Origin of the sequence: Serratia sp. PGPR-27, from assembly GCF_022678525.1 — a bacterium.
GTDB lineage: Bacteria > Pseudomonadota > Gammaproteobacteria > Enterobacterales > Enterobacteriaceae > Serratia > Serratia nematodiphila.
Genome location: NZ_JALBYS010000010.1, coordinates 79,920 through 101,973, shown reverse-complemented (window position 1 = coordinate 101,973; position 22,054 = coordinate 79,920). Strand labels below are relative to the sequence as shown.

Here is a 22,054-nt window from a genome sequence, read left to right as displayed (position 1 = left end):
CGCGCGCCGGCCCAACAGAAGAGGCAGCTGATGCAATCTCCGTTTTTATCCTCTCTGCGCGCCGGGCTGTGGCTATTGTGCGCCTGGCCCCTGCTGGCGCAGGCCGGGCCGGCCGATGAGTTCGCGGCGGCCACTCGCGCGCAGCAGGCCAAACTGCTGCAGGCGTGGGCGGCCGAGCCGGATCCTGCGCGTCTGCCGTTGCTGCAGGGGCTGCAGCAGGAAACCGTGGCGATCGACGAGGCGAAACGCGCCTTTATCCGCCAGGGCGACCGCTATCTGCCGCTTGAAGGTGAGGCGGCCCCGGTTGGCGAGCCGAAGAAGGTGTGGCTGAACAACCGGCTGCGCATTCTGATCGCCAACGCGTTGTCGGCGCAGCGGTTGGTCAGTGCGGACGCTGCGGTGCGGCTGCAGGCGGCGACCGCGCTGCAGCGCGAGGCGCAGGGCGAGCAGTTGCCGCTGTTGACCCGGCGGCTGGCGCAGGAGAAAGACCCGCAGGTACGCGACGCGCTGAGCATTGCGCTGGCGAACCTGCAATTGACCGACGCCAGCCCGCAGGTGCGCTTCAATGCGGTGCGGCTGCTGGGGGAATCGGGCGAGCCGGAAACCCGCGCGCGGCTGCAAGCCTTGACCGACGCGGCCAATGAGCCGGACGCCGCGGTGCGCGCCGAGGCGCAACGCAGCCTGCAGCGCGTGCAGCACCGCCTGATGATCGGCGATCTGCTCGGCCAGGCGTTCAGCGGCCTGTCGCTCGGTTCGATCCTGCTGCTGGCGGCGCTCGGTCTGGCGATCACCTACGGCTTGCTCGGCGTCATCAATATGGCGCACGGCGAAATGCTGATGCTCGGCGCCTATTCGGCCTATCTGGTTCAGGGGCTGTTTCAACAGTTTGCGCCGCAGTGGCTGGCGCTCTATCCGCTGGCGGCGCTGCCGGTGGCGTTCGCCATCACCGCCGGGATCGGCATGGCGCTGGAACGCACGGTGATCCGCCACCTGTACGGCCGGCCGCTGGAAACCCTGCTGGCCACCTGGGGCATCAGCCTGGTGCTGATCCAGCTGGTGCGGGTGCTGTTCGGCGCGCAGAACGTCGAGGTCGCCAACCCGGCGTGGCTGTCGGGTGGCGTGCAGCTGTTGCCGAATCTGGTGTTGCCGTGGAACCGCATCGCGGTGATCGCGTTCGTGCTGCTGGTGCTGGCGTTGACCTGGCTGTTGCTGAACAAGACCCGGCTCGGCATGAACGTGCGCGCGGTGACGCAAAACCGCGCGATGGCCGCCTGCTGCGGCGTGCCCACCGGCCGGGTGGACATGCTGGCCTTCGGGCTGGGATCCGGCATCGCCGGGCTCGGCGGGGTGGCGCTGTCGCAGTTGGGCAACGTCGGGCCGGAGCTGGGGCAAGGTTACATCATCGATTCGTTCCTTGTGGTGGTGCTCGGCGGCGTCGGCCAACTGGCGGGGACGGTGGCGGCGGCTTTCGGCCTCGGCATCGTCAATAAGATCCTCGAACCGCAGATCGGCGCCGTGTTGGGCAAGATCCTGATCCTGGTGCTGATCGTTCTGTTTATTCAAAAGCGTCCGCAGGGGCTGTTCGCCCTCAAGGGCAGGGTGATTGACTGATGAGCCAACCATTGACCGTAACCGGCGTGCAGAAAGCGCCCCGGCTGGCGTTGAGCATCGGCGCGCTGGCGTTGCTGGCGCTGTTGGTGATGCCGTTCTTGACGCTGTTGCCGGCGGATCATCCGCTGGCGGTGTCCACCTATACCCTGACGCTGGCGGGCAAGATCCTGTGCTACGCGGTGGTGGCGGTGGCGCTCGATCTGGTGTGGGGCTATGCCGGGCTGCTGTCGCTCGGCCACGGGCTATTCTTCGCGCTCGGCGGCTACGCCATGGGCATGTACCTGATGCGGCAGGCGGCGGGCGACGGGCTGCCGGCATTTATGGCGTTCCTCTCCTGGAATGAGCTGCCGTGGTTCTGGAGCGGCACCCAGCATTTCGCCTGGGCGCTGTGCCTGATCGTGCTGGTGCCGGGCCTGCTGGCCTTCCTGTTCGGCTACTTCGCCTTTCGCTCGAAAATCAAAGGGGTGTATTTCTCGATCATGACCCAGGCGCTGACCTATGCCGGCATGCTGCTGTTCTTTCGCAACGAGACCGGCTTCGGCGGCAATAACGGCTTTACCGGTTTCACCACGCTGCTCGGCTTTCCCATCACCGCCGCCGGCACGCGGGTGGCGCTGTTCCTGGCGACGGTGCTGCTGCTGGCCGCCAGCCTGGCCATCGGCTTTGCCCTGGCGCGCAGCAAATTCGGCCGGGTGCTGACCGCGGTGCGCGATGCGGAAAACCGCCTGACCTTCTGCGGCTACGACCCGAAGGGCTTCAAGCTGTTCGTCTGGACGCTGTCGGCGGTGCTGTGCGGGCTGGCCGGCGCGCTCTATGTGCCGCAGGTCGGCATCATCAACCCCGGCGAAATGTCGCCGACCAACTCGATCGAGGCCGCCATCTGGGTGGCGCTCGGCGGGCGCGGCACGCTGGTGGGGCCGCTGCTCGGCGCCGGCATCGTCAACGGCGCCAAGAGCTGGTTCACCATGGCCATTCCCGAATACTGGCAGTTCTTCCTCGGCCTGATGTTTATCGTCGTCACGCTGTTTCTGCCCAAAGGAGTGATCGGCCTGCTGCGGCGGAGGAAAACCTCATGAAGGCGATGCAAGTGACCGACGAACTGTTTACCCATCCGCTGCCGGCGGACAAATACCGGCAGCAAACCGATCCGGTGCTGCAGCTCGACAACGTCAACGTCAGCTTCGACGGTTTTCGCGCGCTGACCGATCTGTCGCTGCGCATTGGCGTCGGCGAACTGCGCTGCGTGATTGGCCCCAACGGCGCCGGCAAGACCACGCTAATGGATGTGATCACCGGCAAAACCCGGCCGGACAGCGGCAGGGTGTTTTACGACCAGACCGTCGATCTGACTCGGCTGGCGCCGATGCAGATCGCCCACGCCGGCATTGGCCGCAAGTTTCAAAAACCGACGGTGTTCGAGGCGCTGACGGTGTTCGAAAATCTGGAGATCGCCCAGAAAACCCGCAAGTCGGTGTGGGCCTGCCTGCGCGCTCGCCTGAGCAGCGAGCAGCGCGACCGCATCGACGAGATGCTGAAGACCCTGCGGCTGGGGCATGAGCGCCACCGGCCCGCCGGGCTGCTGTCCCACGGGCAGAAACAGTTTCTCGAGATCGGCATGCTGCTGGTGCAGGAACCGCACCTGCTGCTGCTCGACGAGCCGGCGGCCGGCATGACCGACGCCGAAACCGACTACACCGCCGAACTGTTCCGCGAGCTGGCGGGCAAGCATTCGCTGATGGTGGTGGAGCACGACATGGGGTTTGTGGAAACCATTGCCGATCGCGTGACGGTGCTGCATCAGGGACAGGTGCTGGCGGAAGGATCGCTGGCGCAGGTGCAGGCCGATGAACGGGTGATTGAGGTATATCTGGGGCGCTGAGGAGGCGTAATCATGCTGCAGGTAGAGGAATTGAATCAGTTTTACGGCGGCAGCCACATTTTGCGCGGCCTGTCGTTCGAGGCGCGCATCGGCGAGGTGACCTGCCTGCTGGGGCGCAACGGCGTGGGCAAGACCACGTTGCTGAAATGCCTGATGGGGCTGATCCCGGCGCGCAGCGGCAGCGTCCGTTGGCAGGGCGAAGCCATCACCGGTAAAAAGCCGCATCAGCGGGTGCAGGCGGGCATCGCCTATGTGCCGCAGGGGCGGGAGATTTTCCCGCGCCTGACGGTGGAGGAAAATCTGCTGATGGGGCTGGCGCGCTTTTCCGGCGCCGACGCGCGCGCGGTGCCGGATCCGATCTATGATTTGTTTCCGGTGCTGCGGCAGATGAAGGATCGGCGCGGCGGCGATCTCTCCGGCGGGCAGCAACAGCAGCTGGCGATCGGTCGGGCGCTGGCCTGCCGGCCGCAGCTGTTGATCCTCGACGAACCGACGGAAGGGATCCAACCTTCGGTGATCAAGGAGATTGGCGCAGTGGTCAAACAGCTGGCGGCGCGCGGCGATATGGCGATCCTGCTGGTGGAGCAGTTCTATGACTTCGCCGCCGATCTGGCGGACAGCTATCTGGTGATGTCGCGCGGCAGCATCGTGCAGCGCGGCGCCGGCAGCAATATGGAACAGGACGGCGTACGCGGGCTGGTGGCGATTTGAACGAAAAAATGGGAGCCGCATGTCTGAAAGTCGTGCCGTTGTTTTTCCTTGCTGATGTTATGGATTAATCTAAAAGACGTTCTTTATTAATCCCTTGCCATGGATAGCTAACATCATCATGAACGAAATCACTGTGTCACGCCTCGGTTGCATCGTCCTGTCTCTGTTTCCGGCCCTGTGGGGGCTGTTCAGCCTGTTGAACAATACGGCGGATTTCGCCGGCACCGCGCGCAATGCGGTCGGGCCGCTGCTTGCCATGCAGGATACCTATCAAACGCCGGGGCTGATGTGGCGCGCGATCCGCGCCGACTGGGCCTGCATGTTGGGGTTGGCGGTCATCACCGCGCTGGAAACGCTGGCCGGCCTATTCGCGGCCGCGGGCGTGGTGCTGATGATCGGGCGATTGAAAGGCCCTTACGCCGCCTTCGCCAAGGGCAAAGCCTGGGCGATGCTGGGAGCGCTTTGCGCGATCGCGGTGTGGGGCGTCGGCTTTATGGTGGTCGCCGGCGACTGGTTTATGGCCTGGCAGGCCAAGAAGGATCCGTTGGCGGTGCAGCTGGGGGCGCTGATCTACCTGGCGCCCAATGCGTTTGCCTTGCTGTTCCTGATGCTGCAGCGGGAGCCGCGCTAAACGGCGGCGGAGCGGGGCGCGGTTACAGCGCCTTGCTCATATACCAGATGCCTATCGAGCCCTGGGCGCTGGTGTAGCAGGTCTCGCCACACATGCTCAATCCCTGGCGCTGATAAAAACGTTGGGCGCCGGTGTTGCGTTGCAGCACCTCCAGCCACAGCGTTTTTTGCCGACGGTCGATAGCCCGCTGCTGCACCTGTTCGAACAGGTGCTGGCCATAGCCGTTGCCGGCATGGCCCGGCAGGAAATAGATTTTCTGCAGCTCTGCGCCGATTTGTTCGGTTGGTGCCAGCAGGCTGTCGAAGTTCACCCGCGCATAGCCGACCAGGGCGTCATCCTCATAGGCCAACAGCCAGCACACGTCCGGCTGGCGCAGCGTCTGGTCCAGCGCGGAGACGGAAAAATCCTCCGCCAGAAAGGCCTCCAGCTCGTGCGGGTAGCGCCACAGCTCACCGAAGTGGGCGTGATAGGTGCGGATGCCGATATCGCGCACCAGGGTTAAATCTTCCAGCAATGCCTGACGGACGGTGAACATGAGTGCCCCTTTGAGTAAGAAAAATTACAGCCGTTGTTCCAGATGCCGGTGGGGCACCATCGCCTGATGCAGAATGGCAAGAACGGTGATGCCGGCAGGGCGGCTGCGGTAATAGATCCTATGGCTGGCGTAAGGAAAACTGCGTATCTCTTCGCCCAGATCGTGAAAGTGGGCCTTACCCGCTTCCGGCATATCCGCCAGATGATGCATGACCTCTCTCAACTGCTCAAGATAGCGGCGAGATTGCGCTTGGCCCCAGTGCTCGACGGTGAAATGGCGAATAGCCAGCAGATCTTGTTGCGCCTGCGGGGTGAGGCGAAACGCGGGCATCTCAGTCGGTTTCATCGGTGAGCAGACGGTTGAAGAAGGCATCGCCGTCTACCGCCTTACCGGCGTCTTCCTCGGCGGTAGCCTGCGCGATTTTTTGCTGCAGCGCGCGTAATTTGAGATCTTCCAGCGTCTGGTAATCTTCTACTGACATGACGACGGCGACCGGTTTGCCGTTGCGATTGATTTGCACCGGTTCACGCTGCGCCTTGAGCAGCAAATCGCCGAATTGGGTTTTGGCCTCGTTCGCGGTGAGTGCGTACATTTAATCGCTCCAGTTAATTAAATCGTTCGATTCAATCATTATACGGCGCGATGAAAAAATCACCAATGTTATTCCGGCGGGCAGGTTTCGTTGGACAGATGCCGCGGCGTTTCGCGGCGAAAACCCAGGCCGATGATGCGGCCGAACAGGCGCGGCAGCCAGCGGCTGTTGCCGACGCGGGCGATCAGGCGCGAGCCGCCGGCGGCGCGGCGCTGACCCGGCTTACGCTGACTCATTTTGATCTGCAAAAACTGGATGGCGCGAGTGGGGAATTCGCGCCGGCGCTGCACGCTCAGCAGATGCTTCAGCTGCAGCCGATGCTGGCGCAGCGGCGGGATCAGGGCGTTGGCGGCGGCCACCGCGTCCTGAATCGCCAGGTTGACGCCCACGCCGCCGATCGGCGACATGGCGTGCGCGGCGTCGCCGATGCACAGCACCCCCGGTTTGGCCCAGCGATCCAGACGATCAATGCGAATGCTCAGCAGTTTGACCTGATCCCACTCGACGATCTCCTGCAGGCGATCGTCCTGGAACGGCGCCACCTCGGCGAGGTGCAGTAAAAATTTCTCCAGCCCGCTGCGGCGGATCGCATCGAAGCTGCCTTTATCGATCGAGTAACCGCACTGCCAGTAGTCGCCGCGATCGATCATGATGAAGTTCTGTTTCGGCCCGGTGTGGCCCATCGACCAGGCCGGATCGCCCGGCTGCTTGCTGAGCTTCATCCACAAGACGTCACGCGGCGCGCCGAAGGATCGGCTGCTGAGCGCCGCCTGTTCGCGCACCACCGAGTTGCGGCCGTCGGTGCCGACCACCAACTGGCTGCGCACGCGGATCGGGCCTTCCGGCGTATCGGCCAGCACGCCGCACACCTGGCCGCGGTCGTACAGCAGCTCATGAACCTGCGTTGAGGTCAGCAGCCTGAAGTTGGGGAAGGCGGCGGTCTGCTGGGCCAAAAAGTTGAGGAACTCCCACTGCGGCATAAAGGCGATAAATTTGCAGCGCGTCGGCAGGCGGCTGAAATCCGCCAGCTTGATGTCGCGTCCGGCGACTTCGGCATGCAGGGATTCCGCGCGTTGGTGCGGCAACGTCAGCAGTTCGTCGAGCAGACCCAGCTGATGCATGACTTCCAGCGTCGACGGGTGAATGGTGTCACCGCGAAAATCGCGCAGGAAATCGGCGTGCTTCTCCAGCACCGTCACGTCGATCCCCGCCCGCGCCAGCAGATAGCCGAGCATCAGCCCGGCGGGGCCGCCCCCCACGATGCAGCAGGTGGTGGCGTAAGGTGTGATCGGTGATGACGGCATGACGGTTGACCCCGGAGAGCGGCACGCATCCCGCGAGCCGCAAGTGAATGTTTAATGTTGATAATGATTATCAATATCAAGTTTGACTGTCAACCCGCGGCGCAGTGTGGTCAAAGGGGATGGACAGATGGCCGACGCGGAACAGCTGGCCGTTTTGCGGCCGTGCCTGCGGCGGTTCACGCCATAAATCCAGCCGCACTAACCGCCACTCGGCGGGGTCGAACGCCACGATGGAGGCCAGCGCGCCGGGCGCCGCCTGCTGTTGCCGACGCAGCGCAGGGAGATCGCTGTAGGGGATGATGGCCTGTTCCTGACAGGTTGCCCAGGTGGCCTCGGCCAGATGAGGGCGATCGAAATGCGTCAGCCACGGCAGCCAATGATTGACGCGCGGCCAGCCGAACGCCTGGCTGAGGCCTCTGAAACCTTCGCCGGCCAGGAAATCGTTCATGCCGGCGCTGCTGTTCCACAGGTAGAAGGGAGCGTAGAGATTTTCGGCGCTGCCTTCGCTGCGCTGCGCGTACAGATAGGCTTTGACGATCAGCTGCGGGCAGGCGTCGAGCCGATGGCCGAAATCGGCGATGCGGCGGCGGACGATCGCCATGTCGTAATCGGCGGGCAGGGTGAAACGGTATTGCATCGCGAGCATAAGGATTCTCCGCAAAGACATTGACCGGGAGAGTGTGACACGCCATCTTTATCAGTAAAATCGGTATTATTTTGATTGATGGTTCAGAAAATCAGGATGGTCAGCATGGGGCGAATCACGTTCGATCTCGAGGATTTGCGCAGCTTCGTCACCGGCGTCGAGCTGGGCAGCTTCGCCAAGGCGGCGGAACGGCTGGGGCGTTCGACGTCGGCGGTCAGCGCTCACCTGAAAAAGCTGGAGCAGCAGGTCGGCGCGCCGATCCTGCGCAAGGCCGGACGCGGCATGGTGATGACCGAGGCGGGGGAAACCCTGCTCGGTTACGCGCGCCGCCTGCTGGAGCTTAATGACGAAGCCGCCGCCGCGGTGCGCGGGTTGGATCTGCAGGGCACGGTGCGGCTGGGGCTGCAGGAGGATTTCGGCGAGACGTTTCTGCCGCAGGTGTTGGGCAGCTTTGCGCGTGCCAATCCGAAGGTGCGCATCGAGGCGCGCATCGCCCGCAATGCCGAGCTGATCGACTGGGTGCTGAAAGGCCAGCTGGATCTGTCGCTGGCGTGGGATGGCGGTCTGAGCACGCCGTTTCATCAGGCGCTGGGGCAGCGGCAGTTGCACTGGATTGCGTCGCCAGGCTTCGCGCTGGCGCCGTGGCGAGAAGGGGATGAGCCGTTGCCGTTGGTGATGTTCGACGCACCCTGTCTGATGCGCAGCGCGGCGACGCAGGCGCTGGATCGCGCCGGCATTCCCTGGCGCATCGCCTTTACCAGCCGCAGCCTGAACGGCGTTTGGGCGGCGGTGAGCGCCGGGTTGGGCGTCACGGTGCGCACGGCGGCGGGTTTGCCGCCCGGCCTGTCACCGTTGGCGCCCGAACTGCTGCCCGTTCTCGGCCAGCTCGGCGTGGTGCTGCACCGCGCCGAGGATCAGCCCTCGGCGGCCGTGCAGCGGCTGGCGCAGATCGTGGTCGAGCGGATCGAAACCTAATCTTTGGCGATGGGCTGTTTGCCGCTCAGCTGGCCCCATTCGCTCCAGGCGCCGTCATACAGTTTGACCTGCGGGGCGCCGAGCGACAGCAGGCCGAACGCCAGCACCGCCGCCGTCACGCCGGAGCCGCAGCTGGTGATGATCGGGCCGTTGATATCCACGCCCTTGTCGCTGAAGGTTTGGCGCAGCGCCTCCAGCGATTTGAAGCGGCCGTTTTCCAGCAGCTCGCCGTACGGAATGTTGATGCTGCCGGGAATGTGGCCGCGGTGCAGGCCGGGGCGCGGCTCCGGCGCTTCGGCATAAAAGCGCGGCGCGGCGCGCGCGTCGAGAATTTGCACCGGCGTGCCTAACGCCTGTTCCACTTGCCGCATATCCACCACCGCGTCGGCGTTGAACCGGGCGTTGAACGCCTGCGGTTCAGGCTGCGCCGGGCCGGTGGCCAGCGCCTGGCCCTGCGCTGTCCAGCCGTTCAGCCCTTCGTCCAGTACGTAAACATGCTGGGCGCCGAAATTGCGGAAGGTCCACCAGCCGCGCGGCGCGGAGAACTGGTTACCCTCATCGTAAATTACCAGGGTATCGCGCTCGCTGATGCCCAGTTTGCCCACCGCCGCGCCAAACTCCGCCGCCGTCGGCAGCATGTGCGGCAGCGCGGTGTTTTTGTCCGCCACTTCGTCGATGTCGAAATAGACCGCGCCGGGGATATGGCCGCGTTCGAACTCGGCAAGCATGTCCTTTTTCGGCGTTAGCCCCACCGGCGACATCCGGACGTCGATCACCACCAGATTTTCATCGTTGATATGTTGCGCAAGCCATTGAGGGGTCACCAGAAACGGAGAGTTCATCGTTATTGTTCGCCTGTTGTGAAAACGGATTTTCACTATACACCAGGCCGCGCGGGGATGAAGTATGATGTTCAGTCAAAGGCAATGGGCAGGGAGCGGAAAAATCATGACGGACGAGGCGTTTGGCGGGGCCAAGATCGCGCTGCTGTGCGATGGTTTCCTGCTGGTTTACCAACGGGACGATAAACCGGGCATTCCGTGGCCCGGCCTGTGGGATCTGCCCGGCGGCGGGCGGGAGAACGGCGAAACGCCGCTGCAGTGCGTGCAGCGGGAGACGCAGGAAGAGTTCGGCGTGGCGATCGCCGAACGTCAGGTTGTCTGGCGGCGGCGCTACGACGGCATTTTGCCCGGCTATCCGCCGACCTGGTTCATGGCCGGGATGATCACTCCGGCGCAGATCGCCGCCATACGTTTCGGCGACGAGGGGCAGCGTTGGCGGATGATGCCGGTGGAGCAGTTTATTCACCATCCGCAGGGTATCGAACACCTGCGCCGCCGGGTGGCGGAGTATTGGCGGCGGGGCGGTTAACCCCGTTGTTCAGGATGCCGCCAGCCGGTTGATCTGCGCCGGTTCGATGATGCGCAGCGCGCTTTCCCGTCGCGCCACCGCCAGCATCGCCCGCCCGATTCGTTCGGTGCTGCTTACCCGGGCGGGAAACAGCCGCAATGCGCCGAGCCACAGCGGCTTGAACAGCCGATAGGCCAGATCGTAGAGGCGGGTTTTGGAGCGAATGCCGTGCAGCGGCACAATGGCGCCGGGACGGAACATCACCGCGTGGAACGGCAGCGCCAGCAGCGCGTTTTCGGTGGCGCCCTTGACCCTGGCCCACATGCTGCGGCCGCGTTCGCTGCTGTCGGTGCCGAGGCCGGAGACGTAGACGAAGACCATCGACGGATTCAGCGTCGCCAACGGGCGGGCGGCGGCCAGCGTCAGATCGTAAGTCACCGCGCGATATTCAGCTTCACTCAGGCCGGAGGACGAAATCCCCAGGCAGAAGAAGCAGGCGTCGTAGCCGGCGAGCTGCGGCTCCAGCGCCGACAGATCACGCAGATCGGGCACAGAAAGCTGGCGCAGTTTGGCGTGGCTCTGGGCCAACGGGCTTCGGCCGATGCTGAGCACTTCGCTGACGCGCGGATCGCGCAGGCATTCTCGCAGCGCGCCCTGGCCCACCATGCCGCTGGCGCCGAAAATAATCACTTTCATGCTCTGTTCTCCCACTGGCCGGCGGCGCGCTGCGTGCGCCAGCGGCTGGGCGTCAGCGTTTCCCACTGAATAAAGGCGCGGCTGAACGAATTCAGCTCTTCGAATCCCAGCACAAAGGCGATTTCGCCCGGTTCAAGGTCGGTTTCCGCCAACAGCCGGCAGGCGGTGCGGTGGCGGGTTTTGTCCAACAATTGCTGGTAGCTGTAGCCGTGCTGTTGCAAGCGGCGCTGCAGCGTGCGCGGGCTGAGATAGAGTTCAGCGGCCACGCTGTTGACGCTGGGGCGCTGGCCGCGCATGCTGCGGCTGAGGATCGCCATCACCTGCGTGGGCAGATCGTGCGCCGACTGAGATTTGGCCAGCTCCGCCTCCAGCCCCGGCAGCAGCACCGCCAGCATGGCCTGGTTGTAGGTGACGAAGGGTTGACGCATCAACGCGCGATCGAACACCAGCACGTCCAGCGGGGCGTTGAATGTCACCGGGCAGCCGAAATAGCGCGCCAGCGGCGAGGCGGCGTCCGCTCGCCGGGTCAATTCGATCGCCTGCGGCTGCAGGGGCAAGCCGGTGCCGCGCCGACACAGGGCCGTGATGGCGGCGAACATGGCGTCGATCAGCAGCGCCGGCGCGTGGCCCTCGCTCATGGTCCAGCGGGTGTGCAGGCGCATGCTGTCGCCGTCTTCCACCAGCATCAGCTCTTCCGGGCAAACCAGCCGTTTATAGCGCGCCACCTTTTGCAATGCTTCGCCCAGCGTGGCGGAATGCAGCGCGGCGATCAAGGCAATGTCATAGTGTTCCGGCGCCGCCTCGCCGCCCAGACGCAGACCGAAGGCGGGATCGTCGTTCAACTGCGGCAGACTGCGCCAAAGAGAGAAGAACTGTTGCGTAGTGAGTTTAATCTTGTCGCGCCGTTCGCCGAACAGCCCGGCGGGCAACCCGGCCAATCGGCCGAGCTGCTCAATATCGACGCCCTGCGCCGCCAGGTGTACCGCCAGCGCGCCGGAAACCGGAATTTGATCGCTGCTCAATGCGGGCTCCTTAGGATTTTCCCGTCACCACCGCCGCCATCGCGGCGTGATCCGGCGAGCTGTCGTCGTGGTCGGTGCTGAGACTGAGGGCGCGAAACGCGGCGTCCTCCGCCTGGCGTTCTGCCAACACCTGCGCCGCCATATGCACCGCGTCGCTGCCGAGCAGCAGGCGTAGCGGAGGGGCTTCCAGCGCCGCCAACTGCAGGATCGCCTGCGCCGCCTTGGCCGGATCGCCGGTTTGGCTGCCGTTATGCTGCTGCAGGAAGGCCAGCATCGGCCCCAGCGTCGGCTGATAGGCTTCGCCGATCGGCGCAATGGTCATTGAAGAACCGGCCCAGTCGGTGCGGAAGCCGCCGGGTTCGACCATCGTCACCTTGACGCCGAAGGGGGCCATCTCTTTGGCCAATGATTCGGAAAACCCTTCGACCGCCCACTTGGCGGTATGGTAGGCGCTGAGGCCGGCAATGCCGAGGCGAGCGCCGATGGTGGCGATCTGGATGATGTGGCCGCTGCCCTGCCGGCGTAATATCGGCAGCGCCGCGCGGGTGACGTTGAACACGCCGAAGAAGTTGGTTTCGAGCTGCGCGCGAAAATCGGCTTCATCGGCTTCCTCCACCGGCGCGATATTGCCGTAGCCGGCGTTGTTGACCAGCACGTCCAGCCGACCGAAGCGTTCAATCGCCGTGCGCACCGCGCGTTCGGCGGCGGCGGCGTCGGTGACGTCGAGCGCGACTGTGGCGACCCGATCGCCGTAGCGTTCCACCAGCGGCTGCAGCTGTTGCGGCTGACGGGCGGTGGCGACCAGACGGTGCCCGGCGGCCAACACCGCCTGCGCCAGCTGTTGGCCCAGGCCGCGGGAACTGCCGGTGATTAACCATACTTGTGACTGAGACATCATGACCTTCCTGATTGCGAGTGGGTGTGATGCCACTTTAGAGCGCCGGGCAGCGCAGCGATAATCCGATCGCGTCAAGATTTAATCCGATTGCGCCAAACTGTCGGCCGGCATCAGCCGCTGGATGGTGGCGCCGACCTTCTGCACTGCCATCTCGATCTCTGTCGTCAGCGTCGGCGCATAGTTGATGCGCAGGCAGTTGCGGTACTTGCCGGCGGCGGAAAAGATGCTGCCGACGGCGATTTGTACGCCTTGCTGTTCAAGATGGCGGTTCAGCCGCAGGGTGTCGAACGCTTCGTCCAGTTCGATCCACAGCATAAAACCGCCGCGCGGCCGGCTGACGCGGGTGCCGGCCGGAAAGTGTTTCAGGATAAGATCGGTCATGCGGTCGCGGTTCTGCTGGTAGCGTGCGCGCATGCGCCGCAGGTGCTGCAGGTAATGCCCGCCGCGGATAAATTCGGCGATCGCCAGCTGCGGCTGGGTAGCGGTGGCGCCGGAGCCGATGAACTTCATGTGCAGCACCCGTTCCAGGTAGCGGCCGGGCGCGATCCAGCCCACGCGCAGCCCCGGCGCCAGCGTTTTGGAAAACGAGCTGCACAGCAGCACGCGGCCGTCGTCGTCGAATGACTTGATGGTGCGCGGCCGCGGGTAGTGGTAGGCGATGTCGCCGTAGACATCGTCTTCGATGATCGCCGCGTCGTGGCGCTGCGCCAGCGTCAGCAGCCGCTGTTTGTGGGCGTCGGGCATGATGTAGCCCAGCGGATTATTGCAGTTGGGCGTCAGCAGGATGGCCTTGACCGGCCACTGTTCCAGCGCCATCTCCAGCGCCGCCAGGCTGACGCCGGTGAGCGGATCGGTGGGGATTTCCAGCGCCTTGATGCCCAGCCCCTTCAGCGTCTGCATGGTGCCGTGGAAGCAGGGCGAATCGACCGCCACGATGTCGCCGGGTTGGCAAACGGCGCGCAGCCCGGCGGAGATTGCTTCCTGACAACCGGTGGTGATCAGCAGCTGATCGGGGCCGATTTGGCAGCCGGAGTCCAGCAGCAGACGGGCGACCTGTTCGCGCAGCGCGGCCACGCCCTGAATGCTGTCGTAATACAGGCTGCGTAGGTCGCCGTGGCGGGCGGCGTTGCGCAGGGCGACGATCAGCGGTTTCATCGTCGGTTCGGCGATATCCGGCATGCCGCGCCCCAGCTGGATTAGGCCTTCGCGCGGCCGGCTGCGCACCAGTTCCAGCACCTGCTCCCATTGCGAAATGTCCACCGGCCGCTGCACCGGCGCCGTCATGGCGGGCAGCTCGGCCTGCGCGCGCCGCGTATGCACGAAGTAGCCCGACTTCGGCCGCGCTTCCACCAGGCGCTGTTCCTCGAGCAACCGGTAGGCTTGCTGCACCGTGCTGATGCTGACGCCGTGCTCCTGGCTCAACGCGCGCACCGAAGGCAGGCGATGGCCGGCCGGATACAACCCTTGCTGAATGCGTTGGCTGAGAATGGCGGCCAGCGTGGCGTAGCGTGTCATACAGAGGCCTCTCATCGGTGGTCAGGATTAAAAAACCGGTACAGATACGTTCAAAATAAACCATTCAGCGGGTTTTTTGGCGCAGCTGTATGAAAAAAATAGCGCCAGCGTGAATCTGTATTGTTTTTTGCCTGGCGCGCATCATCACTACCAGGCGAAAACATCAGGGGGGATAATAAGATGGCTCTGTTTGATGGCATGACGATGTGGCGACGGGTAGGCTGGTCACGCTGGCGTTGGTATTTGTTGCGTCGCAGAACGCGCAGAGAGTTACTGCTGCTGAACGACAGGCAGCTGGCGGATATCGGCCTGACACGGGCGGAGGCCTGGAAGGAAGGGTATAAACCGTTCTGGAGAGAATAAGGAAAGTCAATGCTGAAATTATTGGGTAAAGCCTCATCGATCAACGTGCGCAAGGTGTTATGGACCTGTCAGGAGTTGGGGCTGACGCTGGAACGGGAGGACTGGGGCAGCGGTTATCGCTCCACGCAGGAGCCGGCGTTTTTGGCGCTGAATCCCAACGGCCTGGTGCCGGTGCTGATCGACGGCGAGCGGGTGCTGTGGGAGTCGAATACCATTTGCCGCTATCTGGCGGGGCGGGAAGGGCGGCAAGATCTGCTGCCGCAGGCACCCGGCGCGCGCGCGGCGGTGGAGATGTGGATGGACTGGCAGGCCACCGATCTGAACGGCGCCTGGCGCTACGTGTTTATGTCGCGGGTGCGTGGGCATGCGGATTATCAGGATGCCGCCAGCCTGGCAGCCGCCGAGCGCGAATGGAACCGGCTGATGGGCTTGTTGGACGCACATCTGGCGCAGCACGGCCCTTATGCCGCCGGCGCCGCCTTCACGCTGGCGGACGTGGTGCTGGGGCTGTCGCTGAACCGCTGGCTGATGACGCCGTTCGAGCGGCCGCATTATGCGACGCTGGCGGCCTATCAGCAGCGTCTGTTGCAACGCCCTGGCTACGTGCAGCACGGTGCTAACGGTTTACCGTGATATGAAATAAACGGTTCATTTTATCTTGTCCGGATACGCCCCGCCGTGTCCGGACTTTCCTCATTACATCATCCCGTCAACGTTTCATGAACGGCATCACGAATATGAACTTTATTTTCCTGTGTGCTTGTTATTGAAATTTATATTCCATATAAACCCGTTATCAACCGGCGCGTTTCATTGAGCGACGCCTGGTTCTACGCAGAGTTTTGGTCACGGGAGAAAATGATGAAACAGGTACGCGTTGGGTTAATCGGCACCGGTTATATCGGGCGTTGTCACGCTATCGCCTATGCGCAGGCTGCCACGGTCTTTCCTCTGAAAGGGGACCTGGTGCTGGAGATGCTGGCGGAAGTGACGCCCGAGCTGGCGGCGCAGCGCGCCGCCGAATTCGGCTTTGCGCGCTCGACCGGCGACTGGCGGCAGCTGGTGGCCGATCCGGCGATCGATGTGGTGGACATCTGCGCCCCCAACTTTTTGCATAAAGAGATGGCGCTGGCGGCGATCCGCCACGGCAAGCACGTGTATTCGGAAAAGCCGCTGGCGCTGGACGCCGCCGACGCGGCGGAGATGGTGCAGGCCGCGTGCGCCAAGGGGGTGAAAACGCTGGTCGGTTTTAACTACATGAAAAACCCCACCAGCCAACTGGCGCGCGAAATTATCGCCAACGGCGAAATCGGCGAGGTGGTGCATTTTTACGGCACCCACAATGAGGATTATCTGGCCGATCCGCGCACGCCGATCGACTGGCACTGCCGCCGCGCCAGCGCCGGATTAGGCGCGCTCGGGGATCTGGCGGCGCACATCGTCAATATGGCGCACTACCTGGTGGGCGATATCGTGGCGGTTTCCGGCGATATGCAGACCGTGATCAAACAGCGCCCGGATCCGCAGGACCCGACGCGCCTGCACCCGGTGGAAAACGAAGATCAGGCCAGTGCGTTGCTGCGTTTCGCCGGCGGCGCGATGGGCACTATCGAAACGTCGCGCATTGCCTGCGGGCGCAAGATGGGGTTGACCTATGTGGTTACCGGCACCAAAGGCACGCTGAGTTATACCCAGGAACGGATGGCGGAGCTGAAGCTGTATCGGCACGATGAACCGGCGGAGCGGCAGGGGTTCAAGACGCTGCTGGTGGGGCCGAAGCACCCGGACTATGCGGCGTTTTGCATCAGCGCCGGGCACGGCATTGGTTTTAACGATCAGAAGACGGTGGAGATCCGCGATCTGGTCAACGGCATCGCCGCGGGCGATCGCATGTGGCCGGACTTTGAAGAGGGCTGGAAGGTGTCGTGCGTGCTGGACGCGATAGCCGCCTCCGCCGAACAGCGGCGCTGGCTGGAGATCAACCGCGATTGAAAATGAAATGGCGCTCTCCCGTGGACAGCGCCATTAATTTATTATGTTGCCAGCTTAATAGCTTATTAAGTTAACTTTATAATAAGTTATTGGCTTGATAACTTAGAACGAGAAACACGAACAGCCGAACGCGCCCCAGAAGGCATTCTCGTCCGACACCGGGATGCTGGAGCGGCGCGCGATGTCATGCTGGTGTGCGTGCACGCCGCACGGGCCGCAGCATTGATGCGCCTGGCTCACTACCCCGACGCGGGCTGCCGCCGACGGTGGTGCTGAGCGGTAATGGCCCGGCACCTGGGTGACCGGCGACCACTCCGGCAGCACCGGCAGCGGTGGCGGCGCCAGCGACGAGAAGCTGCCGGCGGCGTAGACCACTTTGCCGTCCACCACCGTCATCACCGACTCGATGCCTTTGATCTGCTCTTCCGGCACGCTGAAGTAGTCCTGCGACAGCACCGCCAAATCCGCCAACTGGCCGACCTTGATCTGGCCTTTCTTGCCCTGCTCGGTGGAGAACCAGGCGCTGCCCTGCGTCCACAGCATCAGCGCCGTTTCGCGATCCAGCCGCGCGCTGTCGTCGTACATCGCCATGCCGCCGACGGTGCGGCCGGAGACCAGCCAGTACAGCGCCGTCCACGGGTTGTAGCTGGCGACGCGGGTGGCGTCGGTGCCCAGCCCGACCGGCAGCTCGGCCGCCAGCATTTTCGCCACCGGCGGCGTATGTTTGGCGGCTTCGATGCCGTAACGGTCGGCGAAATACTCCCCCTGGAACGCCATGCGGTGCTGGACTGCAATGCCGCCGCCCAGCGCCTTGACGCGCTCGATATTGCGCTCGGTAATGGTTTCGGCGTGGTCGAACAGCCAGTGCAGGCCGTTGAACGGAATATCGCGGTTCACCTTCTCGAACACGTCCAGCATGCGGCTGATGGATTCGTCATAGGTGGCGTGCAGGCGGAACGGCCAGCGGTGCTCGACCAGATGGCGAACCACTCGCTCCAGTTCGTCTTCGGTGCCCGGCGGCAGATCCGGGCGCGGCTGCAGGAAGTCTTCGAAGTCGGCGGCGGAAAACACCAGCATCTCGCCGGCGCCGTTGTGGCGATAGAAGTCGGTGCCCTGGCCCGGTTTGAGCATATCGGTCCACAGCTCGAAGTCTTCCAGCTCCTGTTTAGGCCGCTGGGTGAACAGGTTATAGGCGATGCGGATGGTCAGCTGCTTTTTCTCGTGCAGCTCGGCGATCACCTGATAATCCTCCGGGTAGTTCTGGAAGCCGCCGCCGGCGTCGATGGCGCTGGTGAGACCGAGGCGGTTCAGCTCACGCATAAACTGGCGGGTGGAGTTGACCTGCTGCTCCAGCGGCAGCTTCGGCCCTTTCGCCAGCGTGGCGTACAGGATCATGGCGTTGGGTTTGGCGATCAGCATGCCGGTCGGGTTGCCGTTGGCGTCGCGCTGGATCTCGCCGCCCGGCGGGTTCGGCGTGTCTTTGGTGTATCCGACCACCTTCAACGCCGCACGGTTAAGCAGCGCGCGATCGTAGAGATGCAGAATAAATACCGGCGTGTCCGGCGCCGCCTGGTTGATTTCGTCCAGCGTCGGCATGCGGCGCTCGGCGAACTGGAATTCGGTCCAGCCGCCGACCACCCGCACCCATTGCGGGCTCGGGGTGCGCAGCGCCTGTTCTTTCAACATGCGCAGCGCGTCGGCCAGCGAGGGCACGCCTTCCCAGCGCAGCTCCAGGTTATAGTTCAGGCCGCCGCGGATCAGGTGCAGGTGCGAGTCGTTCAGGCCCGGAATGGCGGTGTGGCCGTGCAGATCGATCACCTGGGTTTCCGGCCCGGCGTGCTGCATGACTTCGCTTTCGCTGCCGACCGCCAGAAACTTGCCGTCGCGGATGGCGACCGCTTGCGCGGTGGGGTGTTGGCGGTCAACGGTGTGAAACTTGCCGTTGGTGATGATCAATGAAGCGTGGTGGTTCATAACATTCTCCCGGCGAACCGCCTAGCGGCGGGTCAGCCATTGATGAAAAACGCGAGTCACGATAGGCATCCACAGGTACACCACCAGGGCGACCACGGTGGCGTCATTGAGAAAATGGCCGAGCAGCGTGCCGTCCAGCTGCGGCAGCGCCAGCCCCCAAAACCAGGGCACCAGATTGGTGGATGGAAAGATCACCAGCAGGGTGATGATGAATTGCTTCCACTGGGGCGGCTGGCGCACGCTGGGGTTGGGCGGGGTAAACCAGAACTCTGCGCCGGGGCGGATCTCGATATGGTCGTTCTCCAGTAACAGCGGAGTGACTTCTTCGATGTATTGCTTGCGCTGCGGCGAGTTGAGCCAGCGGTAGAGATTGTCGAGATTGTCGAAGCGGACCAGCACCGTATAGGCCTGTTCGTCGCCGGAAGGGCGAATCACGTTGACGCCTAAATGGCCGGTGAAGCCCGCGGCGTCGGGCATGATGCGGTTCAGCCAGGCCTCATAGGCCTGTTCGTTCCCCGGCGCCAAACGGTGGGTGATCACCAGCGTGACATGCTGCGGATGGGCCATAAAACCGACTCCTGAAAATACCCCGGCGCGAGGCCGGGGCAAGGGGAATTATTTCACCGTGCGGGCCGGTGCGTGGTGCACCATGGTGTAAGCGTAGTCGACGCCCATGCCGTACGCGCCGCTGTGTTCGCGCACCAGCGCCATCACCGCGTCGTAGGTATCTTTGCGCGCCCAGTCGCGTTGGTACTCCAGCAGCACCTGCTGCCAGGTCACCGGTACGGCGCCGGCCTGCACCATGCGGTCGATCGAACGTTCGTGCGCATCGACGGAGGTGCCGCCGGAGGTGTCGGTCACCACATACACTTCATAGCCGGCTTCCAGCGCCATCAGCGCCGGGAAGGTCAGGCACACCTCGGTCCACAGCGCGGAGATCACCAGCTTTTTACGGCCGGTGGCTTCCACGGCTTTAACGAAGGCCGCGTCTTCCCAGGAGTTCATCGAGGTGCGTTCAATCGGGGTGATTTCAGGGTGTACCGCCAGCAGTTCCGGCCAGATATAGCCGCTGAAGCTTTCGGTTTCGACCGAGGTGAAAAGGGTGGGAACGTTGAAAATCTTGCCTGCCTTCGCCAAACCAACAACGTTGTTTTTCAGTTGCTGACGATCAATATTAGCCACGCCGAAGGCCATTTGCGGTTGATGATCGATAAAAATCAGTGCGGAGTTGTCTTTATCAAGCAGTTGAAACTTGGACATAATTTACCTTCCCAGTGATATTTCGGTTGAACATCTGATGAGTGTAACGCCGATAAAACCCATGGTAGGCAGAGGGCGATTTCAAAGATACCGCAGAATTTTTGCCGACTTGTTGAGTTTTTTTATACACGGGAGAAAACATGAGATTAAACCTGGAAGCGCTGCTGATTTTGGATGCGCTGGACCGGCACGGATCTTTCGCCGCCGCGGCCGCCGCACTGTTTAAAACCCCTTCGGCACTGAGCTATATGGTGCAAAAGCTGGAGAACGATCTCGACATCACCCTGCTCGATCGCTCCGGGCATCGGGCGAAGTTCACCGATACCGGCAAGCTGATGCTGGAAAAGGGGCGGGTGCTGCTGCGGGCGGCGCAGGATCTGGAGCAGCAGGCGCGCTATGTCGAAAACGGCTGGGAAAGCGAAATCACGCTCGGGATTGACGCCTCTTTCCCGTTTGCCCGCCTGTTGCCGCTGATCGACGAGTTCTATCGGCAGCATCACCATACCCGGCTGCGTTTCAGCCACGAAGTGCTGGCCGGCTCCTGGGAGTCGCTGGTCTACGGTTGCGCCGACATTATCATCGGCGCCATCTGCGAGCCGCCGTCACGGGTAGGCTATGCGTTCAGCAGGCTGGGGCAGCTGGATTACGTGTTCGCCGTCGCGCCGCAGCATCCGCTGGCGGCATTGCCGGAACCGTTGCCGAAGGACGAAATCCGTCAGCACCGGGCGGTGGTGGTGCGCGACACTTCGCGCGTCAACGCGCCGCAGAGCCTGAATCTGCTGGAAGAGCAGGATACGCTGACGGTCTTCGGTTTCGACGCCAAGCTGCAGGCGCAGCTGGCCGGGCTGGGCTGCGGCTATCTGCCGCGTTCTTTGGCGGAACCTTACCTGAACAGCGGCGAACTGGTGGCGAAACGCGTTGAATCGGAACGCTGCAGCGACATCGCCTATTTTGGTTGGCGGGAAAGCGCCAGCGGCCTGGCGGCCAAATGGTGGCGCGAACGGCTGCAGCGCTACGCGGACGACGGCGAGGCCTACCCGGCGGCGCAGTGAGGGCCGCCCGATAAGGATAAATCCCCCAATAAGGACATCGGGAATGAAAAAGACACTAAGCCTGTTGGCGTTGTTGCTGCTGAGCGGCTGCGGCGCCGGGCGTGAGGCCGGCATACCGTTGCCGCAGGCCCCGGCATTGGCCGCAACGCAGCTCAGTTACCCGGAGCGGGTGCATAACGCGGTGAGCCGCGAGCTGCGCTTGCCGGAACATGCGCACGGTCAGCGTTGCACCCTCGCTATCCGTTTGCAGCCGGACGGCAAGCTGGCGAGCAGCAAGATCGTAAGAGGCGATGCGCCCCTGTGCGCAGCGGCGAGCGCTGCGGTGCAGCGCGCGCAGTTTCCGCCGATGGCCAGCGCCACTGAATACGCATTGTTCAACGCCGTGGTGCTCGATTTCGTTCCCTGAAAACATGTGAGCGACGGGCCGCTTGCGCGGCCCGTTTTTTCTCGTCTCGCCGTTTGCGTATTCACGCTTTTCCGCCAATAGTGTTTTCCGGGCATGCATTAAGATGATTTTTCATTGGCCGGCCAACGGGAGAAAAAGGCATGAAAGGCGAGCATCATTATCAGGTGGCGATCACCTGGCAAGGGAATCTGGGGGCAGGCACCGAGGATTACCGCGCCTATGGGCGCGATCATCTGATCGGCGCGGTGGGCAAGGCAGACATCGCCGGTTCAGCCGATCCGGCCTTTCGCGGCGACGCGACGCGCTGGAATCCGGAGGATTTGCTGGTGGCTTCGCTCAGCGCCTGTCACAAATTATGGTATCTGCATTTATGCGCTACCTCGGGCATTTCCGTACTGGCCTATCAGGACAACGCCGTCGGGGTGATGCGCGAAGATGCGGCGCGCGGTGGCTTTTTTACCTCGGTGACGCTGCGGCCGCAGGTCACGGTGCGCGACGGCGACGATCTGCAGCTGGCGCAACAGCTGCACGAGCAGGCGCATCACCTGTGCTTTATCGCCAACTCGGTGAATTTCCCGGTGGCGTGCGAACCGCAGACCGAGTACGCAACCCGCTGAATTTTCACTTAGCTTTGCCATTTTC

At 63.3% G+C, this 22,054-nt stretch carries 26 protein-coding genes; 13 read left to right on the top strand and 13 right to left on the bottom strand.

Annotated features, from left to right (window positions below):
• The first annotated feature begins 30 nt into the window (after positions 1-30).
• The 5 genes from urtB to MMS95_RS08090 all read left to right on the top strand — a co-directional run bounded on the left by urtB (position 31) and on the right by MMS95_RS08090 (position 4,832).
• Positions 31-1,611: an urea ABC transporter permease subunit UrtB gene (urtB, locus tag MMS95_RS08110; RefSeq protein ID WP_197795471.1), complete on the top strand. Its 1,581-nt coding sequence runs from the start codon at positions 31-33 to the stop codon at positions 1,609-1,611.
• Positions 1,611-2,687 carry an urea ABC transporter permease subunit UrtC gene (urtC, locus tag MMS95_RS08105; protein WP_031299706.1) on the top strand — a complete coding sequence of 359 codons (1,077 nt, stop codon included), beginning with the start codon at positions 1,611-1,613 and terminating at the stop codon, positions 2,685-2,687. Before urtB ends, urtC begins: the two co-directional genes overlap by 1 nt.
• Positions 2,684-3,490 carry an urea ABC transporter ATP-binding protein UrtD gene (gene urtD / locus MMS95_RS08100; RefSeq protein ID WP_015377102.1) on the top strand — a complete coding sequence of 269 codons (807 nt, stop codon included), beginning with the start codon at positions 2,684-2,686 and terminating at the stop codon, positions 3,488-3,490. The genes urtC and urtD overlap by 4 nt, the downstream gene beginning before the upstream one ends.
• 12 nt (positions 3,491-3,502) lie before the next feature.
• A complete protein-coding gene (gene urtE / locus MMS95_RS08095) occupies positions 3,503-4,201 on the top strand; it encodes an urea ABC transporter ATP-binding subunit UrtE (RefSeq protein ID WP_004939445.1) in 699 nt (232 codons plus the stop codon).
• A 118-nt stretch (positions 4,202-4,319) separates the two neighbouring features.
• Complete coding sequence (locus MMS95_RS08090; protein WP_060432676.1) at positions 4,320-4,832, top strand: DUF2165 family protein; 513 nt, start codon at positions 4,320-4,322, stop codon at positions 4,830-4,832.
• A 22-nt stretch (positions 4,833-4,854) separates the two neighbouring features.
• Here MMS95_RS08090 and MMS95_RS08085 read toward each other — a convergent pair whose 3' ends face one another.
• The 5 genes from MMS95_RS08085 to MMS95_RS08065 form a co-directional block, all read right to left on the bottom strand.
• The gene (locus MMS95_RS08085; protein ID WP_242141559.1) at positions 4,855-5,367 is read right to left on the bottom strand and encodes a GNAT family N-acetyltransferase; all 513 of its coding nucleotides are present in this window, start codon (positions 5,365-5,367) and stop codon (positions 4,855-4,857) included.
• 24 nt (positions 5,368-5,391) lie between these two features.
• Positions 5,392-5,697 (bottom strand): type II toxin-antitoxin system RelE/ParE family toxin, encoded by a 306-nt coding sequence (locus tag MMS95_RS08080; RefSeq protein ID WP_021503944.1) that lies wholly within the window; start codon positions 5,695-5,697, stop codon positions 5,392-5,394.
• Between the two features lies 1 nt (position 5,698).
• Positions 5,699-5,959 (bottom strand): type II toxin-antitoxin system Phd/YefM family antitoxin, encoded by a 261-nt coding sequence (locus MMS95_RS08075; RefSeq protein ID WP_021503943.1) that lies wholly within the window; start codon positions 5,957-5,959, stop codon positions 5,699-5,701.
• Positions 5,960-6,027: 68 nt separating this feature from the next.
• Positions 6,028-7,263 carry an FAD-dependent oxidoreductase gene (locus tag MMS95_RS08070; RefSeq protein ID WP_021503942.1) on the bottom strand — a complete coding sequence of 412 codons (1,236 nt, stop codon included), beginning with the start codon at positions 7,261-7,263 and terminating at the stop codon, positions 6,028-6,030.
• Positions 7,264-7,339: 76 nt separating this feature from the next.
• Positions 7,340-7,909, bottom strand: coding sequence for a DUF4865 family protein (locus MMS95_RS08065; protein WP_242141558.1), 570 nt, complete (start codon positions 7,907-7,909; stop codon positions 7,340-7,342).
• Between the two features lie 105 nt (positions 7,910-8,014).
• Here MMS95_RS08065 and MMS95_RS08060 point away from each other — a divergent pair, with 105 nt between their 5' ends.
• Positions 8,015-8,884, top strand: coding sequence for a LysR substrate-binding domain-containing protein (locus MMS95_RS08060; protein WP_015377109.1), 870 nt, complete (start codon positions 8,015-8,017; stop codon positions 8,882-8,884).
• Here MMS95_RS08060 and sseA read toward each other — a convergent pair.
• Positions 8,881-9,726: a 3-mercaptopyruvate sulfurtransferase gene (sseA, locus tag MMS95_RS08055; protein ID WP_015377110.1), complete on the bottom strand. Its 846-nt coding sequence runs from the start codon at positions 9,724-9,726 to the stop codon at positions 8,881-8,883. The two genes, MMS95_RS08060 and sseA, sit on opposite strands and share 4 nt — an antisense overlap.
• Positions 9,727-9,832: 106 nt before the next feature.
• Here sseA and MMS95_RS08050 point away from each other — a divergent pair, with 106 nt between their 5' ends.
• Positions 9,833-10,255, top strand: a complete 423-nt coding sequence (locus MMS95_RS08050; protein ID WP_242141557.1) for an NUDIX hydrolase — start codon at positions 9,833-9,835, stop codon at positions 10,253-10,255.
• A 9-nt stretch (positions 10,256-10,264) separates the two neighbouring features.
• Here the strand turns inward: MMS95_RS08050 and MMS95_RS08045 are convergent, their stop codons facing one another.
• The 4 genes from MMS95_RS08045 to MMS95_RS08030 all read right to left on the bottom strand — a co-directional run bounded on the left by MMS95_RS08045 (position 10,265) and on the right by MMS95_RS08030 (position 14,365).
• The gene (locus MMS95_RS08045) at positions 10,265-10,930 is read right to left on the bottom strand and encodes an epimerase (protein ID WP_048322490.1); all 666 of its coding nucleotides are present in this window, start codon (positions 10,928-10,930) and stop codon (positions 10,265-10,267) included.
• A complete protein-coding gene (locus tag MMS95_RS08040; RefSeq protein ID WP_197789298.1) occupies positions 10,927-11,952 on the bottom strand; it encodes an AraC family transcriptional regulator in 1,026 nt (341 codons plus the stop codon). The genes MMS95_RS08045 and MMS95_RS08040 overlap by 4 nt, the downstream gene beginning before the upstream one ends.
• 10 nt (positions 11,953-11,962) lie before the next feature.
• Positions 11,963-12,847, bottom strand: a complete 885-nt coding sequence (locus MMS95_RS08035; protein ID WP_060558937.1) for an oxidoreductase — start codon at positions 12,845-12,847, stop codon at positions 11,963-11,965.
• A gap of 81 nt (positions 12,848-12,928) precedes the next feature.
• Complete coding sequence (locus MMS95_RS08030) at positions 12,929-14,365, bottom strand: PLP-dependent aminotransferase family protein (RefSeq protein ID WP_075684835.1); 1,437 nt, start codon at positions 14,363-14,365, stop codon at positions 12,929-12,931.
• 180 nt (positions 14,366-14,545) lie between these two features.
• Between MMS95_RS08030 and MMS95_RS08025 the strand changes: the two genes are divergently transcribed.
• The 3 genes from MMS95_RS08025 to MMS95_RS08015 all read left to right on the top strand — a co-directional run bounded on the left by MMS95_RS08025 (position 14,546) and on the right by MMS95_RS08015 (position 16,720).
• Positions 14,546-14,728: a DUF1127 domain-containing protein gene (locus MMS95_RS08025; RefSeq protein ID WP_156865329.1), complete on the top strand. Its 183-nt coding sequence runs from the start codon at positions 14,546-14,548 to the stop codon at positions 14,726-14,728.
• 9 nt (positions 14,729-14,737) lie between these two features.
• On the top strand, positions 14,738-15,361 hold the full coding sequence (locus MMS95_RS08020) for a glutathione S-transferase (protein ID WP_156865330.1): 624 nt from the start codon (positions 14,738-14,740) through the stop codon (positions 15,359-15,361).
• Between the two features lie 228 nt (positions 15,362-15,589).
• Positions 15,590-16,720 carry a Gfo/Idh/MocA family oxidoreductase gene (locus MMS95_RS08015; RefSeq protein ID WP_156865331.1) on the top strand — a complete coding sequence of 377 codons (1,131 nt, stop codon included), beginning with the start codon at positions 15,590-15,592 and terminating at the stop codon, positions 16,718-16,720.
• Positions 16,721-16,822: 102 nt separating this feature from the next.
• On the opposite strand, the gene MMS95_RS08010 is transcribed toward MMS95_RS08015, so the two are convergent.
• From MMS95_RS08010 to MMS95_RS08000, 3 genes are read right to left on the bottom strand one after another with little or no spacing between them, the layout of a single operon-like run.
• On the bottom strand, positions 16,823-18,694 hold the full coding sequence (locus MMS95_RS08010; protein WP_103085792.1) for an amidohydrolase: 1,872 nt from the start codon (positions 18,692-18,694) through the stop codon (positions 16,823-16,825).
• 21 nt (positions 18,695-18,715) lie between these two features.
• On the bottom strand, positions 18,716-19,261 hold the full coding sequence (locus MMS95_RS08005) for an antibiotic biosynthesis monooxygenase (RefSeq protein WP_048322496.1): 546 nt from the start codon (positions 19,259-19,261) through the stop codon (positions 18,716-18,718).
• Positions 19,262-19,309: 48 nt separating this feature from the next.
• On the bottom strand, positions 19,310-19,954 hold the full coding sequence (locus tag MMS95_RS08000; protein WP_004939390.1) for an isochorismatase family protein: 645 nt from the start codon (positions 19,952-19,954) through the stop codon (positions 19,310-19,312).
• 140 nt (positions 19,955-20,094) lie between these two features.
• On the opposite strand from MMS95_RS08000, the gene MMS95_RS07995 reads away from it, so the two are divergent.
• The 3 genes from MMS95_RS07995 (at position 20,095) to MMS95_RS07985 (ending at position 22,029) form a co-directional block, all read left to right on the top strand.
• The gene (locus MMS95_RS07995; RefSeq protein WP_004939387.1) at positions 20,095-21,006 is read left to right on the top strand and encodes a LysR substrate-binding domain-containing protein; all 912 of its coding nucleotides are present in this window, start codon (positions 20,095-20,097) and stop codon (positions 21,004-21,006) included.
• A gap of 43 nt (positions 21,007-21,049) precedes the next feature.
• Positions 21,050-21,412, top strand: a complete 363-nt coding sequence (locus tag MMS95_RS07990; protein WP_021503935.1) for a cell envelope integrity TolA C-terminal domain-containing protein — start codon at positions 21,050-21,052, stop codon at positions 21,410-21,412.
• Positions 21,413-21,552: 140 nt separating this feature from the next.
• Positions 21,553-22,029: an OsmC family protein gene (locus MMS95_RS07985; protein WP_049278876.1), complete on the top strand. Its 477-nt coding sequence runs from the start codon at positions 21,553-21,555 to the stop codon at positions 22,027-22,029.
• Positions 22,030-22,054: the final 25 nt, after the last annotated feature.

Bases quoted from the DNA above. Each gene is read 5' to 3' on its own strand.
- urtB (WP_197795471.1), top strand. From the start codon at position 31: ATGCAATCTCCGTTTTTATCCTCTCTGCGCGCCGGGCTGTGGCTATTG.
- urtC (WP_031299706.1), top strand. From the start codon at position 1,611: ATGAGCCAACCATTGACCGTAACCGGCGTGCAGAAAGCGCCCCGGCTG.
- urtD (WP_015377102.1), top strand. From the start codon at position 2,684: ATGAAGGCGATGCAAGTGACCGACGAACTGTTTACCCATCCGCTGCCG.
- urtE (WP_004939445.1), top strand. From the start codon at position 3,503: ATGCTGCAGGTAGAGGAATTGAATCAGTTTTACGGCGGCAGCCACATT.
- MMS95_RS08090 (WP_060432676.1), top strand. From the start codon at position 4,320: ATGAACGAAATCACTGTGTCACGCCTCGGTTGCATCGTCCTGTCTCTG.
- MMS95_RS08085 (WP_242141559.1), bottom strand. From the start codon at position 5,367: ATGTTCACCGTCCGTCAGGCATTGCTGGAAGATTTAACCCTGGTGCGC.
- MMS95_RS08080 (WP_021503944.1), bottom strand. From the start codon at position 5,697: ATGCCCGCGTTTCGCCTCACCCCGCAGGCGCAACAAGATCTGCTGGCT.
- MMS95_RS08075 (WP_021503943.1), bottom strand. From the start codon at position 5,959: ATGTACGCACTCACCGCGAACGAGGCCAAAACCCAATTCGGCGATTTG.
- MMS95_RS08070 (WP_021503942.1), bottom strand. From the start codon at position 7,263: ATGCCGTCATCACCGATCACACCTTACGCCACCACCTGCTGCATCGTG.
- MMS95_RS08065 (WP_242141558.1), bottom strand. From the start codon at position 7,909: ATGCTCGCGATGCAATACCGTTTCACCCTGCCCGCCGATTACGACATG.
- MMS95_RS08060 (WP_015377109.1), top strand. From the start codon at position 8,015: ATGGGGCGAATCACGTTCGATCTCGAGGATTTGCGCAGCTTCGTCACC.
- sseA (WP_015377110.1), bottom strand. From the start codon at position 9,726: ATGAACTCTCCGTTTCTGGTGACCCCTCAATGGCTTGCGCAACATATC.
- MMS95_RS08050 (WP_242141557.1), top strand. From the start codon at position 9,833: ATGACGGACGAGGCGTTTGGCGGGGCCAAGATCGCGCTGCTGTGCGAT.
- MMS95_RS08045 (WP_048322490.1), bottom strand. From the start codon at position 10,930: ATGAAAGTGATTATTTTCGGCGCCAGCGGCATGGTGGGCCAGGGCGCG.
- MMS95_RS08035 (WP_060558937.1), bottom strand. From the start codon at position 12,847: ATGTCTCAGTCACAAGTATGGTTAATCACCGGCAGTTCCCGCGGCCTG.
- MMS95_RS08030 (WP_075684835.1), bottom strand. From the start codon at position 14,365: ATGACACGCTACGCCACGCTGGCCGCCATTCTCAGCCAACGCATTCAG.
- MMS95_RS08025 (WP_156865329.1), top strand. From the start codon at position 14,546: ATGGCTCTGTTTGATGGCATGACGATGTGGCGACGGGTAGGCTGGTCA.
- MMS95_RS08020 (WP_156865330.1), top strand. From the start codon at position 14,738: ATGCTGAAATTATTGGGTAAAGCCTCATCGATCAACGTGCGCAAGGTG.
- MMS95_RS08015 (WP_156865331.1), top strand. From the start codon at position 15,590: ATGAAACAGGTACGCGTTGGGTTAATCGGCACCGGTTATATCGGGCGT.
- MMS95_RS08010 (WP_103085792.1), bottom strand. From the start codon at position 18,694: ATGAACCACCACGCTTCATTGATCATCACCAACGGCAAGTTTCACACC.
- MMS95_RS08005 (WP_048322496.1), bottom strand. From the start codon at position 19,261: ATGGCCCATCCGCAGCATGTCACGCTGGTGATCACCCACCGTTTGGCG.
- MMS95_RS08000 (WP_004939390.1), bottom strand. From the start codon at position 19,954: ATGTCCAAGTTTCAACTGCTTGATAAAGACAACTCCGCACTGATTTTT.
- MMS95_RS07995 (WP_004939387.1), top strand. From the start codon at position 20,095: ATGAGATTAAACCTGGAAGCGCTGCTGATTTTGGATGCGCTGGACCGG.
- MMS95_RS07990 (WP_021503935.1), top strand. From the start codon at position 21,050: ATGAAAAAGACACTAAGCCTGTTGGCGTTGTTGCTGCTGAGCGGCTGC.
- MMS95_RS07985 (WP_049278876.1), top strand. From the start codon at position 21,553: ATGAAAGGCGAGCATCATTATCAGGTGGCGATCACCTGGCAAGGGAAT.